Here is a 13,931-nt window from a genome sequence, read left to right as displayed (position 1 = left end):
TCAGAGAGAAGACAGCTTTTCTTGATACCCCGCCCGTTTTTTCAGACGCGGTTTCATTAATACATAGTAAAGCACAGAAGGCACGGCCAAGCCGATAATCCATGCGATGTCTCCGCCGCCAAACATTTTGGCAAGCGGTCCGATGTAAAAGCTTGTGTTGATAAACGGAATTTCCAGCAAGATAGACAGAACGAACGCAATTGTGGTGATCCAATTGACCTTTCCATAAGGCCCGTTTACGTCGAACATGGCTTTGACTTGATACTTTCCGTGGCGAACGAAGTAGTAATCGACTAAATTGATTGCCGTCCACGGAATTAAGAAATAACTGATGAAAAAGATAAAATTCAAAAACAGCTCCATAAAATTGCTCTGTCCCAGTAGGCTTAAGACTGTGCCGACAAGCGTGACACCCAGGATCATGATGATTCTGACTTTGGGCGTGACTTTTAATTTCAGAAACGGCTCCAGCGTTGTTGTCGTGGACATGAAGGCCCCATACAGGTTAAAAACATTGATTGCCATTTGCCCAAATAACACAATGATCAGCATAATAAACGAGAAGGGACCGAACAATTGGACAATCTGGCTGCCTGAGTTTGCCGTAAAGTCAGGAAGTGAGGTTGTCAGCAATGCGCCGAGCAGCATCATCCAGATGGAGCTGACAGATGTACCTGCATAGCTGTACCAAAATGTTTTTGAAGCCGGTGTTTTAACTGGCAGATATCTTGAATAATCGGCAACATACGGCGCGTAGGCAAGCTGCCACGTCGCAACTGCGCTGACTGCCACCAAGAAAATTGGCAGATCAATCGCTCCGGGAATCCAACTGCCTGCTGGAATCGGCAATTGAAAAATGAGAATCGTTGCAGCAAAAAATACAGCAAAAGAGGTCCAAGAAAGGATTTTTTGCATTTTGTGAATCAAATCATGGCCGAAAATGGTGAGTAAAAAACATACGGCGCTTAAGCCTATAATGCTCCATGATCCCGGGATGGGAACAAAGCTGCTTAAGGTTCCGGCCGCCAGAATCGTACTGCTTGCGAAGAAACCAAGGTAGATAAACATGACTAAGAAGAGGGGAAGAATCGCTCCGATTACGCCGAATTGGGCACGGCTTTGAATCATTTGCGGGATGCCTAGCTGAGGGCCTTGCGCGGAATGAGACGCCATAAATATGGCACCGATTAAGGTTCCGCAAATAATAGCGGCAACACTCCAAAACAGATTAAGTCCCATTGCAACGGGAATCGTGCCGGTCACTAACGTGGTGATATGCATATTAGCCCCGAACCATACGGGAAATAAATCTTTCGCTTTACCATGTCTTTCTTCATTCGGAATATATTCAATCGTTCGCCTTTCTACTTTCAATGCATCGTCCTCCATATTGGATGTTTTTTTGAAATCGACATAAAGTCATAGCTTAACAGACTATAAGAGGGTTTACAAATAAGGATATGCAGCCAAACGGCCGGGAAGCCTGATCTGTCAATGGCTGAAAAGAATTGTAAAAAAGATGAACGCTTTTGAATCCGGTGTCGTCTCATAAGGCAGAAAAACAAAAAAGGGGGGATCACGGTCATTGGATACACATGAAGAACAGCGGCTGATCCAGCAGGCGAAAGAGGGAAACGACGAGGCGTTTACAGCCCTTTTCCACTATCACTATTCTTTCTTATATAAATACTTGTTAAAGCTTTCCCTTCACCCCGATCTCAGCGAGGAACTTGTTCAGGAAACCTTTCTGAAAGGGTACATCCATTTAAGAAGCTTTCAGGGCCGTTCAAAATTCTCCACATGGCTGATCTCCATTGCATCGCGGCTCTATCTCGATCACCAGAAAAAGAGAAAGAGAGAATGGAAACGGAATCAGACAGTTACGGAGGAAACAATCCGCAAGATCAAGTGGGACGTGTCGGCGAAAGGGGCAGAGTGGAGCGAAACGCTCGATCTGTTTTCAAAGCTGGACCCTAAACTGCGCACACCGGTTTTATTAAGGCATTACTACGGCTATACCTACGCTGAAATCGGGGTGATGCTTCAAATCAAAGAAGGCACTGTAAAGTCCAGAGTTCATAAAGGGCTCCAGCAAATCAGAAAGGAGTGGGATGATGAATAAAGAAAAGCTTTCTGATCATTTAAAGTCAGAATGGAAAAAAATTGATCAAACAGCCAATCCCTCTATACCGAATCAAAAAGAACTGCTTCACCAGCTGTCACAAATGAAAGCTGAATACAGAAAAAAACTTCTTCAAGAGATCATTTTATTTGTATTCTGCGCGCTGATGGTTGTGAGTGCTGCAATCTTAGCTTTCACTCAAGCTCCTGCTGTGTTTATTGTGCTTCAGGTTTGTGTGCTTGCGGTGCTGCCGATTTTGATTGCGGCTGAGAAAAAAAGGCATCTCGGCGAATGCGAGGTGAAACGCGGATGACACAAACAGAAATTATCATAACGGTTGCGGCTTGTCTCATCGTATTGGCGCAGGGAATCTTTTTATTTATTGATGCGAAAAAACGTAATCACATGGCATGGGTTTGGGGGATTGTCGGATTGATTCAAGCACCGATGCCTCTGATTTGTTATTACTTTTTTGTCATTAGGCCGGATCGGAAGAAAAGGGGGATCAAGCAATGAATATTTCTTGGGAAATGATTTTGCCGCTGATTGTATTACAGCTGGCTTTGGCGGTGTTTGCCCTTATCAGCTGTATAAAAGAAGAGCGGACGAACGGGCCAAAGTGGATGTGGGCTGCAATCATCGTATGTATCAATATTATCGGGCCGATTTTATTTTTCACCGTCGGCAGAAAGCAAAGGTAAGCCGATATGCTGTCTATTGAATCATTATGCAAATCGTACAGGCATCATGAAGCTGTAAAGAATATCAGTTTTCACGTGAATGAAAACGAGTGTGTCGCGCTATTAGGTCCCAATGGAGCCGGCAAAACCACGACTCTGCAAATGCTGGCCGGTCTGCTTTCGCCAACCTCCGGAAACATTAAGCTGTTAGGAGAAAAAAAGCCGGATCGGCGTTTGATTGGGTACCTCCCGCAGTATCCAGCTTTTTATTCCTGGATGACCGCAAATGAATTTTTGACATTTGCGGGGAGACTGTCCGGCCTTTCGAAGAGAAAATGCCAAGAGGAAATCGGCGAGATGCTGGAATTTGTGGGTTTGCATGAAGCGGCGCACAAAAAGATCGGGGGCTATTCAGGAGGCATGAAACAAAGACTCGGTCTGGCACAGGCACTGCTCCATAAACCGAAGTTTTTGATATTGGATGAACCGGTGTCTGCGCTTGATCCGACAGGACGGTTCGAGGTGCTGGACATGATGCGGGAGCTGAAAAAGCATATGGCCGTTCTGTTTTCTACACATGTTTTGCACGATGCAGAACAGGTGTGTGATCAAGTGGTGATTATGAAAAACGGTGAGATTTCATGGAAAGGCGAGTTACAGGAGCTGAAACAACAGCAGCAAACGAACGTTTTTACCCTTTCAGTGAAAGAGAAGCTGGAAGGTTGGCTTGAAGAGAAGCCTTACGTCTCAGCTATTGTCTATAAGAATCCGTCCCAAGCGGTTTTCGAGCTGCCTGATATACACGCTGGCCGGTCATTATTAAGTGACTGTATCCGAAAGGGATTGACCGTCACCCGCTTTGAACAGAAAACGGAGTCTCTAGAAGACGTCTATCTAAAGGTGGTGCACGCATGAAGGTGATGATGGCGCTATTGCAGAAGGAGTGGCTGGAAGGATGGAAAAGCGGCAAGCTGATTTGGCTGCCGATTGCGATGATGATCGTCGGGCTGACACAGCCGCTGACCATTTATTATATGCCGGAAATCATCGCACATGGAGGGAACCTTCCTGACGGCATGAAAATCAGTTTTACGATGCCCTCCGGGTCTGAAGTGATGGTCAGCACGCTTTCTCAATTCAACACGCTTGGCATGGCTCTGGTCATCTTTAGCGTGATGGGCAGTGTAGCCAATGAAAGAAATCAAGGGGTAACAGCGCTGATTATGTCGCGGCCTGTGACGGCAGCCCATTATATCGTGAGTAAATGGCTCATCCAAAGCGTGATCGGCATTATGTCGTTTGCAGCTGGATACGGGCTTGCTTACTATTACGTCCGGCTGCTGTTTGAGGACGCATCATTCAGCCGCTTTGCCGCAAGCCTTGGCCTTTACGCGCTTTGGGTGATATTTATTGTGACCGCCGGCCTTGCCGGAAGTACGATATTCCGGTCTGTCGGAGCAGCTGCGGCTTGCGGGATCGGGCTCACAGCAGCCGTTTCCTTTGCTGTTTCATTATTTCCAGATGGTGCGAAGTGGCTTCCGGCTGAGATTTGCAAGCAGGCGGAGCATATCCTTCTTCATGGAGAGCGGGCAGATTTTTTCGGATGGTCACTCACTTTCTCCATTCTGTGCATCATGCTTCTGGCCGTGTTTTCTGTGTGGCGCTTCCGGCGGTATGAAAGCTATTAATTGATCATGTTACGTTTTTGCGCGAGCATCACAAAAAAGGCGGCAAATGCCAGAGACCCGGCTCCATAAAAAACTCCCGCAAGCCCGACAAGCTGTGCGATTTTTCCGGCAAGAAGGGGCCCGAGGAAGATGCCTAGCGCATAAAATGATTGATAAAACCCCATCACTGACATTTTTAAACGGGCAGAACTGATTTCGACGACATGGCTTAGCAGCAGAGGAAAAACGAAGCCGAGCGCCAGTCCGATACAGGCGTGTGTGATGCAAACCGTGAACAATGCAGCTGAAAAAGGAACGTATAGCAAACAGACCCCGGTGACAGCGAAACTAATGAGCATCACGAAGTAAGCGATACGGCTTGTAAAGCGCAGAAGCACAAAGCTTAATGTGGCGGCTGCGTGTGGGAGGAAAAAGGCGCTCATCACCCAAAGAAGCTCCGCGTCGCCCATTCCGAGCTGATTCATGTAAAGCGGCGTAAAACCAAACACTGTGATAAATAATACGGCATGGGCCGTCATAGACAGGATGGTGAAAAGCTTCAGCTTTGGCAGCCGCAATGTATCTTTGATGTACTGATTGACACGAATGGTGCCACGGTTTGCGGGAGGAGCAGACGGATCCTGAATAAAGCAGCAGATCACCAGACCTGCGGCAGAAGCTGCCAGCGCCATCCAAAAAGGAACCTGCCTCCCTAAATGGGCTGCGGCGAGCCCGCAGAACACAATGCTGGCAAACTGAGGCATGACGGTAAAAAACTGCATGATGCCCATTGCTTTTGATGCATTGCCATTGTTGAAATAATGTGCGTATAAAATGGTCGCCATCACCCACGTAGAAGCAGTGATTCCCGCGAAAAGCCGGGCGGCCAGCACGAAGAAGAAAGAATCAAACATCAGAAAAAGCAGGCTGCTGAGGACGGAAAAGCCGAACCCGGCAATTAACAATTGCTTGCGCAAGGAAAACAGGATGTCTGACAAAAGGCCGAGCGGGAATCGCAGAAGGATTTGCGTGACCCCGTAGCTGCCGAGAATGATGCCGATTGCGCCATATGAAAAGTGCAGATCCTCCAAATACAGACTGAATACAGGAACGTAAATATAGCCTGAAAACCAGAAACAAAATACCATGCATAAAAAAACGGCGTGATCTAAGGCGCCGATTGTTTTTTTCTGAGGAATCAAGTCCTGCTGTAATTCCATCGTATCTCTCCACCCCTTTCCTTCCAGTACAACACAATTGTTGAAAGCGTTTCTATAGAAAAATAAAAAAACAGGGCTTCAAAAAAAGCCCTGTTCGCTGTTGTTAATACGGATCAGATGGATGGCTCTCCTGTTCAGCCTGCTTTGCAGCCTGTTCCGTTTCAGTTGTGCCGATCGGCCCGTTGCTGTTGTTTTCGGAAACCTTTTTTAGCCCTTCTGCTACACGTTTTCCGTAGTCAGGATCAGCTTTTGTGAAATTCTCAATCATTTGATCCTGAATTTCTTTTCGGCACGTAGAAAGCGTATTCACCAAATTCGTAATCAATTCGTTCCGCTCAAATTCAGTAAATCTCCGGTACGTTTCTCCAGCCTGTCCGAAGTTGTTTGTTCTGTCAATCGCTTCACGCTTTACATCACCTTCGACATGCGGCGTATGGTCTTTTCCGTCCTGCTTCGCTTCCTTCAGCCCGCCCATAATGGATGGCTCATAGTTGACGTGCGGGTTTTGTCCTTCTGCTCTATCGACCCGATATTGCATCTGCCCGCCTTCCTGGTTGGTGGCGACATGCTTTTTCGGCGAGTTGATCGGAAGCTGCAGGTAATTTGCGCCTACACGGTAGCGCTGCGTATCAGAGTAGGCAAACGTACGCCCCTGGAGCAATTTGTCGTCTGAAAAATCAAGCCCGTCGACAAGCACCCCCGTTCCAAATGAAGCTTGCTCCACTTCCGCATGGTAGTTTTCCGGATTTTTGTTCAGAACCAATTTGCCGATCGGTTTCCATGGAAAATCGTCTTTATACCACAGTTTTGTCGGATCAAGAGGATCAAAGTCCAGTTCAGGATGCTCATCATCGCTCATGATTTGTGCATACACTTCCCACTCTGGATAATCGCCATTTTCAATCGCGTCATATAAATCCTGTGTGGCATGGTTAAAGTTTTTCCCTTGAATCTCTTCTGCTTCCTTCTGTGTCAGGTTGCGGATGCCCTGCTTCGGTTCAAAATGGTATTTCACGAGAACGGCCTTGCCCTCCTCATTCACCCATTTATAGGCATGTACGCCTGAACCCTGCATTTGCCGGTAGTTGGCCGGAATGCCCCAAGGCGAAAACAAGAAGGTGATCATGTGTGTCGCTTCAGGAGATTGAGAAATGAAATCGAAGATACGTTCACCATCCTGGATGTTTGTCACTGGATCAGGCTGAAATGCGTGTACAAGATCCGGAAATTTCAGCGGGTCGCGGATAAAAAAGATTTTCAGGTTGTTTCCGACCAAATCCCAGTTTCCGTCTTCTGTATATAGCTTTACAGCAAAACCGCGCGGGTCTCTCAATGTTTCAGGCGAGTGTTTTCCATGATTCACAGTTGAAAAACGGACAAATGCCGGTGTTTTCTTGCCTTTTTCCTGAAAGAGCTTGGCCCGTGTGTATGTTGAAATCGGTTCGTCTCCGAAGCTTCCGTACGCTTCAAAATATCCATGTGCACCTGCTCCCCTGGCATGAACAACCCGCTCTGGGATGCGTTCCCGGTCGAAGTGGCTGATCTTTTCGAGAAAATCATAGTTCTCAAGTGTTGTAGGCCCTCTATTCCCGACGGTTCTCACATTCTGGTTGTCAGTAACAGGATGCCCCTGCCTATTCGTTAAGGTATCCTCTGACTCGTTTTTCCCGGATGTCTTATGAGAAAGCGCTTCCTCGCTCCCTTGGGCATTTGATTGGTGCTGCTTGTTTGGATGATCATCTTTCAATGGTTGGCCCTCCTTTTTTGAACGGTAACAATATTCCCTGAATGGAAAGATTTTAAAACAGCCGTTTTTTTTGATCTGCTTCGGGAATGGTACAATGTACAAAAATCGGTAAAAGGAGAGGTCGATTCGTGACGAGAGAAAAAAATCCGCTTCCCATCACGTTTTATCAAAAAACCGCTCTTGAGCTTGCCCCATCGCTTCTGGGCTGCCTTCTTGTAAAAGAAACAGACGAAGGCACAGCGTCAGGCTATATTGTGGAAACAGAGGCCTATATGGGGGCTGGAGACAGAGCGGCCCACAGCTTTAACAACCGCCGGACGAAGCGGACTGAGATCATGTTTGCAGAAGCTGGGCGGGTATATACATACGTGATGCACACCCATACATTGCTGAATGTCGTTGCCGCGGAAGAGGATGTTCCGCAAGCGGTATTAATCAGGGCGATTGAGCCGCATGAAGGCCAGCTGTTAATGGAGGAGAGAAGGCCGGGCAGGAGTCCGAGGGAATGGACAAACGGACCCGGAAAGCTGACGAAAGCGCTTGGCGTCACGATGAATGACTACGGACGCTGGATCACGGAACAGCCGCTTTACATCGAAAGCGGGTACACACCGGAAGCAATTTCAACCGGCCCGCGCATCGGCATTGACAACAGCGGGGAGGCACGCGATTATCCATGGCGTTTCTGGGTGACGGGAAACAGGTACGTGTCGCGTTAGCATGTTTAAGGAAGAGGCAATCAGGGGAATGGTTGAGAAAAAAGAAGGGAGAATCGGAGCTTTGAAAAAGATGATCAAAACCGTTATCAAATGGGCGCCGGTCATTTACCCGATTGTTCGAAGAATCATGAAGGACCGCAAGGCGTCTAAACAAAAGAATATGTCCGCATCTAGAACAGCCGGCTGATCCCGGCTGTTTTTTTATAGGTCAGTTTTCCCTCTAGTCCTCCGGATGTTCATTGACTTGCCATTCTCTCCATTATAGAATTTATATACATTTCGCATCCCTTCATCATCCTTTCTGCCTATTCACTGAATCCCTGCATCTACTAGTTAGGAGGTTTTTCTCATGCTTCATGGGCGACTACGTGATATTCTGCGCTTGCTGATGGCGGCTGAAGCCCCGGTGACAAGTTCGTTTTTTGCTGCGCAATTAAACGTAACGACGCGGACAGTCCGCAATGATATAAAGGAACTTCAAGGTGTGCTAAGCGGCCACGGTGCCTTTGTACAATCTGTAAGAGGCTCCGGCTACAAGCTCCGCATTGATGACGAGCAAGTATTCAGAACACTGCTGCAAGATGAATTTCAGCAAAAAAAGGGCCTGCCGGTATTGCCGGAGGAGAGAATGGCCTATCTTATGAAACGTCTGCTGCTGGCGGACAATTATCTCAAGCTCGATGAACTTGTTGAAGAACTATTTATCTCAAAATCTACACTCCAAACGGATTTAAAGGAAGTAAAGAAACGTCTGCTGCCTTACCGCATCGTCATGGAAACACGTCCGAATTACGGCTTCAAGCTGCGCGGGGACGAGGTGCAGATGAGGTACTGCATGGCGGAGTACATTGTTGATGAAAGAGAAACGGAGATAGATGTTTTAAATGAAAAGGCTGATATTTTGCCAAAAGAAGAAATTGAGATCATCCGTTCCGCCATCTTGAAAAAAATGAAAAACGACCGCATCCCTCTGTCCAACATGGGACTGAATAACCTCATTATCCATATCGCTATCGCCTGTAAACGGATCAGAACGGAAAACTATGTTTCTCTTTTCCCGAAAGATATGGATCATATCCTGCATCAAAAGGAGTACCAGGCTGCAGAAGCCATCGTAAAAGAGCTGGAATCAAAGCTTTCCGTTACGTTTCCGAAAGACGAGACGGCCTACATCACCATGCATCTCCTTGGCACAAAACGAATGACACAATCACAATGCGGAGAGGACACATTTTCAATAGAAGAGGAAACCGATCAGCTGACACTTGCCATGATCAAAGCTGTTGATCGTGAACTGAAGCTTGGCATCCTGCATGACAAAGAGCTGAAAATCGGCTTGGCACTGCATATGAAGCCGGCGATCAGCCGCAACCGATACGGCATGAATCTTCGAAATCCGATGCTGGCAGCGATCAAGGAACATTATCCACTCGCTTTTGAAGCCGGGATCATTGCCGGAATCGTGATAAAGGAACAAACGGGTATTGAGATTCATGAAAACGAAATTGGATATTTGGCTCTCCACTTTGGCGCCGCGATTGAACGAAAAAAAACAGAAAGCCCGCCGAAACGCTGTATCATTGTATGCGCATCGGGAGCCGGAAGCGCCCAGCTTCTGCGCGAAAAACTGCGTTCCCATTTCGGCAAGCGGCTCGATATTCTTGGAACGGCTGAGTATTATAGTCTTGATCAAATGTCCTACGAATCAATTGATTTTGTCATCAGCACTATTCCGATTAAAAAAGAGCTCCCTGTACCAGTACTGAAGGTTAACACCATCTTAGGCGGAACTGACTTTACAAAAATAGAATCTATTCTGAGTGATGAAAAGGAAAAAGCCAATCGCTACCTAAAAAAAGAACTCGTTTTTTTTCAGGAGGATCTGCGCTCAAAAGAAGAAGTGATTCAATTTTTAGGGCAGAAAGCGGTCGAATGCGGCTTTGCCGATGAAGAAATCATAGATTCCATTTTTGAAAGAGAAGACATGTCGCCAACGTGTTTTGGCAATCTTGTTGCCATCCCGCACCCGCTTGTTCCGCAGACGAAAACAACGTTTTGGGCCGTTTGTACGCTCAAAAAACCGATCGATTGGGAGAGTCAGCGAGTTCAATTTGTCTGTCTGCTTTGTGTCGAAAAGGAGAACAAAGCGGATTTGCAAAGCATGTATAAACTGCTTGGCAGCATTTTGGATGACCCGGCGGCGGTGAACCAGCTGATCAAATGCCGTTCATATCAAGAGCTTTCGGATGTGTTTGACCAAAAAATGCTGAGCTGACAGCCTGTATATACCTTTTTTCCGTTGCCTGCGGAAAAACCCTGAGTGTTTATGAAAGCGATTTCATAATATGATGATAGCAACAGCAGGACATTACAAAATTGATCAAACTCTAGGGGGTCTTTTACATGAATATATTACTCGTTTGTGCAGCAGGCATGTCTACTAGTTTACTGGTGAGCAAGATGGAAAAAAGTGCGCAGGAACAGGGAAAAGACTATACCATTTGGGCAGTTTCAGGCGATTCTGTACAAAATCATATCGATAAAGCGGATGTATTGCTTCTCGGTCCGCAAGTCCGTTACATGCTTCCGCAGCTCAAAAAATTAGGAGAGTCAAAGGGGGTTCCGGTAGACGTCATTAATACCGTCCATTATGGCACGTGCAATGGGGCGGAAGTGCTGAAATCAGCTGAACAGCTTGGACATGTGTCATAGAGAGGGGCGGGCTATGTGAATAAAGTCAATCAGATCTTAGAAGAAAAGGTCATGCCTATAGCGGGAAGAATTGCGGGACAGCGTCATTTGCAGGCGCTGCGTGATGGTATCATCCTCACGATGCCCCTGATTATCATCGGTTCCTTTTTCCTCATCATTGGCAACCTCCCGATCCCGGGATACGCTGAGTTTATGGCAAAAACGTTTGGCAGCTCCTGGTCTGAAAAACTGGCCTACCCAGTCGACGCGACCTTTGAAATTATGGGTCTTGTCGCCGCGTTCGGCATCGCCTACCGGCTCGCCGAGAAATACGGCGTTGATGCCTTGTCGGCCGGAGCCATTTCCCTTGCGGCATTTTTATTAGCAACACCTTATCAAGTGCCGTTTATGCCGGATGGCGCGACGAAAGAAATCATGGTTGGCGGCGGGATTCCGCTTTCGCTCATGGGAAGCAAAGGCCTGTTTGTCGCCATGATTATCGCAATGGTGTCCACAGAGATTTACCGCCTCATTATCCAGCGCAATTTAGTCTTCAAAATGCCGGATGGTGTTCCGCCGGCGGTAAGCAAGTCATTTGTCGCGTTAATCCCCGGCTTTGCCGTCATCTTCCTGATTTGGGCAGCCCGGCTGATTGTTGAAGCGACACCGTTTGAAAGCCTTCATAATATTGTAAGCGTTTTATTGGGGACTCCGCTTTCCATTCTGGGAGGAAGCCTTGGAGGAAGCCTTGTCGCCGAAGCCATCAAAATGCTTTTATGGGCCTGCGGCCTTCACGGTGCAAACATTGTCGGCGGCGTCATGGCACCGATTTGGTACGGCGCAATGGATGCCAACCGGATCGCCTTCCAAGCCGGTGAGGAGCTTCCTAAGATTTTCACCCAGCAATTTTTCGATATCTGGGTCAATATCGGCGGAAGCGGCGCCACATTGGCACTGGTTGTCACGATGTTCCTGCGCGCCCGAAGCAAACAAATGAAGCAGCTCGGGAAGCTTGCGGTCGGACCGGCCATCTTCAATATTAACGAACCGATTATATTCGGAATGCCGATCGTCATGAACCCAATGCTCTTACTTCCGTTTATCATCACACCGCTTGTCACAGTGACACTTACGTACATCGGAATGAGCACCGGCCTTGTCGCAAAACCGGCGGGTATCGCAGTGCCGTGGACCATGCCGCCGATCTTTTCAGGCTACTTGGCGACAGGAGGAAAAGTCTCAGGCGCGGTCATGCAAGCCATTAATATCGTCGTATCCTTTGTTGTCTACTACCCGTTCTTCAGAATGTGGGATAAGCAGAAGTTGAAAGAAGAAAACGATCTGGAGCTGATTCAAACGCCTGCAGCATCAGATGACAAAGAAGCGGCTCTGTAGAGAAAGGAAGTGAATCGCGTGAATGAGGAAATGGAACAAATCATTTTTCAAATCATCCTTCACGGAGGAAACGGTAGGAGCTCCGCAATGGAGGCCATTGCCGCTGCGAAAAGCGGTGACGCAGAAGAAGCGCGGAAAAAGCTTCAAGACGCTGCTGAAGAATTGTCAAAAGCCCATCATTATCAGACAGAGCTGATCCAAAATGAAGCGGGCGGAGAAAAGACGGAAATGACGCTTCTGATGGTTCATGCACAGGATCATTTAATGAATGCAATGACAGTGAAGGATATGGCTGCAGAGATCATTGAGTTATATGAAAAAATCACCGAGCAAAGGGGAGCAAGCATATGACAAAAGGATTGAAGATTGTAACGATTGGCGGAGGTTCAAGCTATACGCCCGAGCTAGTGGAAGGGTTTATTAAACGGTATGATGAGCTGCCTGTCCGTGAATTATGGCTTGTCGATATCCCCGAGGGCGAAGAAAAGCTGAATATTGTCGGCACACTCGCCAAACGGATGGTTGAAAAAGCTGGCGTCCCGATTGACATTCATCTTACGCTCGACCGGAGAAAAGCGCTGAAAGACGCAGACTTTGTCACGACCCAATTCCGCGTCGGACTTTTGCAGGCAAGAGCAAAGGATGAGCGCATTCCGCTAAAATATGGTGTAATTGGCCAGGAAACAAACGGCCCGGGAGGCCTGTTTAAAGGATTGCGCACAATTCCGGTCATCCTTGAGATCGCAAAGGACATAGAAGAGCTTTGCCCGAACGCTTGGCTTGTTAACTTCACAAACCCTGCCGGCATGGTAACAGAAGCCTTGCTTCGCTACTCCAACCTGAAGAAAGTCGTCGGTCTCTGTAATGTTCCAATCGGCATCAAAATGGGTGTAGCCAAAGCGCTTGATGTAGATGTGGACCGCGTAGAAGTCCAATTCGCCGGACTGAACCATATGGTATTTGGGCTGGATGTTTTCTTGGATGGCGTAAGTGTGAAGGAGCAAGTCATCGAGGCGATGGGCGATCCGAAAAACGCGATGACGATGAAAAATATCTCAGGCGCCGAATGGGAACCGGATTTCTTAAAAGCGCTCAATGTCATCCCTTGCGGCTATCACCGTTACTATTTCAAAACAAAAGAGATGCTGGAGCACGAACTGGAAGCATCACAAACGGAGGGCACCCGCGCTGAAGTCGTACAGAAGGTCGAAAAAGAGCTGTTCGAGCTTTATAAAGATCCGAACCTTGCGATCAAACCGCCGCAGCTGGAAAAACGGGGCGGAGCTTACTACAGTGATGCAGCATGTAACTTAATCAGCTCCATTTATAATGATAAACATGACATTCAGCCGGTGAACACGATCAATAATGGTGCAATAGCGAGTATTCCAGACGATTCCGCAGTTGAAGTGAACTGTGTGATGACGAAAACCGGCCCTAAGCCAATTGCTGTCGGCGACCTGCCGGTGTCTGTCCGTGGCCTCGTCCAGCAAATCAAATCCTTTGAACGTGTCGCGGCAGAAGCGGCAGTTACAGGTGACTACCAAACTGCACTCCTTGCCATGACGATTAACCCGCTTGTCCCGTCCGATACTGTGGCCAAACAGATTTTAGACGAAATGCTGGAGGCGCACAAAGCGTATCTGCCGCAGTTTTTCAACAAAATTGAAGCGTAAAAAAAGCCGGCCTG

16 protein-coding genes are annotated in these 13,931 nt (G+C 47.5%); 13 read left to right on the top strand and 3 right to left on the bottom strand.

All coding sequences use genetic code 11. The annotated features are described in order from the left end of the window. On the bottom strand, positions 1–1,374 hold the full coding sequence (locus tag MKX71_RS20005; protein ID WP_003244111.1) for a cytosine permease: 1,374 nt from the start codon (positions 1,372–1,374) through the stop codon (positions 1–3). Between the two features lie 211 nt (positions 1,375–1,585). Between MKX71_RS20005 and sigY the strand changes: the two genes are divergently transcribed. Genes sigY through MKX71_RS19975 form a run of 6 tightly spaced genes read left to right on the top strand, consistent with a single transcriptional unit; the run spans position 1,586 to position 4,490 of the window. Continuing rightward, positions 1,586–2,122 carry an RNA polymerase sigma factor SigY gene (gene sigY, locus MKX71_RS20000; RefSeq protein WP_015250905.1) on the top strand — a complete coding sequence of 179 codons (537 nt, stop codon included), beginning with the start codon at positions 1,586–1,588 and terminating at the stop codon, positions 2,120–2,122. Next, positions 2,115–2,435 carry a YxlC family protein gene (locus MKX71_RS19995; protein WP_003227289.1) on the top strand — a complete coding sequence of 107 codons (321 nt, stop codon included), beginning with the start codon at positions 2,115–2,117 and terminating at the stop codon, positions 2,433–2,435. The genes sigY and MKX71_RS19995 overlap by 8 nt, the downstream gene beginning before the upstream one ends. Continuing rightward, positions 2,432–2,638 (top strand): sigma Y negative regulator YxlD, encoded by a 207-nt coding sequence (yxlD, locus tag MKX71_RS19990; protein ID WP_003242917.1) that lies wholly within the window; start codon positions 2,432–2,434, stop codon positions 2,636–2,638. Before MKX71_RS19995 ends, yxlD begins: the two co-directional genes overlap by 4 nt. Further along, a complete protein-coding gene (gene yxlE / locus MKX71_RS19985) occupies positions 2,635–2,823 on the top strand; it encodes a sigma Y negative regulator YxlE (protein WP_003227293.1) in 189 nt (62 codons plus the stop codon). The genes yxlD and yxlE overlap by 4 nt, the downstream gene beginning before the upstream one ends. Positions 2,824–2,829: 6 nt before the next feature. Continuing rightward, complete coding sequence (locus MKX71_RS19980) at positions 2,830–3,717, top strand: ABC transporter ATP-binding protein (protein ID WP_024573403.1); 888 nt, start codon at positions 2,830–2,832, stop codon at positions 3,715–3,717. Then, on the top strand, positions 3,714–4,490 hold the full coding sequence (locus MKX71_RS19975) for an ABC transporter permease subunit (protein ID WP_003243335.1): 777 nt from the start codon (positions 3,714–3,716) through the stop codon (positions 4,488–4,490). Before MKX71_RS19980 ends, MKX71_RS19975 begins: the two co-directional genes overlap by 4 nt. Here the strand turns inward: MKX71_RS19975 and MKX71_RS19970 are convergent. Further along, positions 4,487–5,689 (bottom strand): MFS transporter, encoded by a 1,203-nt coding sequence (locus MKX71_RS19970; protein ID WP_014481307.1) that lies wholly within the window; start codon positions 5,687–5,689, stop codon positions 4,487–4,489. The genes MKX71_RS19975 and MKX71_RS19970 overlap by 4 nt on opposite strands. A 103-nt stretch (positions 5,690–5,792) precedes the next feature. Further along, positions 5,793–7,436, bottom strand: a complete 1,644-nt coding sequence (katX, locus tag MKX71_RS19965; protein WP_339231540.1) for a catalase KatX — start codon at positions 7,434–7,436, stop codon at positions 5,793–5,795. Positions 7,437–7,564: 128 nt separating this feature from the next. Here katX and MKX71_RS19960 point away from each other — a divergent pair, with 128 nt between their 5' ends. The 7 genes from MKX71_RS19960 (at position 7,565) to licH (ending at position 13,917) form a co-directional block, all read left to right on the top strand. Next, entirely contained in the window at positions 7,565–8,155 is a 591-nt protein-coding gene (locus tag MKX71_RS19960; protein WP_003227303.1) for a DNA-3-methyladenine glycosylase, read from the top strand. Positions 8,156–8,183: 28 nt separating this feature from the next. Beyond that, entirely contained in the window at positions 8,184–8,342 is a 159-nt protein-coding gene (locus MKX71_RS19955; protein WP_277736798.1) for a hypothetical protein, read from the top strand. Between the two features lie 162 nt (positions 8,343–8,504). After that, the gene (gene licR / locus MKX71_RS19950; protein WP_213419901.1) at positions 8,505–10,430 is read left to right on the top strand and encodes a transcriptional regulator LicR; all 1,926 of its coding nucleotides are present in this window, start codon (positions 8,505–8,507) and stop codon (positions 10,428–10,430) included. Between the two features lie 128 nt (positions 10,431–10,558). Beyond that, positions 10,559–10,867, top strand: a complete 309-nt coding sequence (licB, locus tag MKX71_RS19945) for a PTS lichenan transporter subunit IIB (protein ID WP_003218755.1) — start codon at positions 10,559–10,561, stop codon at positions 10,865–10,867. Positions 10,868–10,882: 15 nt separating this feature from the next. Beyond that, positions 10,883–12,241: a PTS lichenan transporter subunit IIC gene (licC, locus tag MKX71_RS19940; RefSeq protein ID WP_213379709.1), complete on the top strand. Its 1,359-nt coding sequence runs from the start codon at positions 10,883–10,885 to the stop codon at positions 12,239–12,241. Between the two features lie 18 nt (positions 12,242–12,259). Then, on the top strand, positions 12,260–12,592 hold the full coding sequence (gene licA, locus MKX71_RS19935; protein ID WP_003227313.1) for a PTS lichenan transporter subunit IIA: 333 nt from the start codon (positions 12,260–12,262) through the stop codon (positions 12,590–12,592). Next, positions 12,589–13,917 (top strand): 6-phospho-beta-glucosidase LicH, encoded by a 1,329-nt coding sequence (licH, locus tag MKX71_RS19930; protein WP_003244285.1) that lies wholly within the window; start codon positions 12,589–12,591, stop codon positions 13,915–13,917. Before licA ends, licH begins: the two co-directional genes overlap by 4 nt. The last annotated feature ends 14 nt before the right edge of the window (positions 13,918–13,931 follow it).

It is taken from the genome of Bacillus sp. FSL M8-0071, assembly GCF_037975455.1.
Classification (GTDB): Bacteria; Bacillota; Bacilli; order Bacillales; family Bacillaceae; genus Bacillus; species Bacillus subtilis.
Note: the sequence above shows the minus strand (reverse complement) of the source record. Positions and strands in the feature narration are given on the sequence as shown.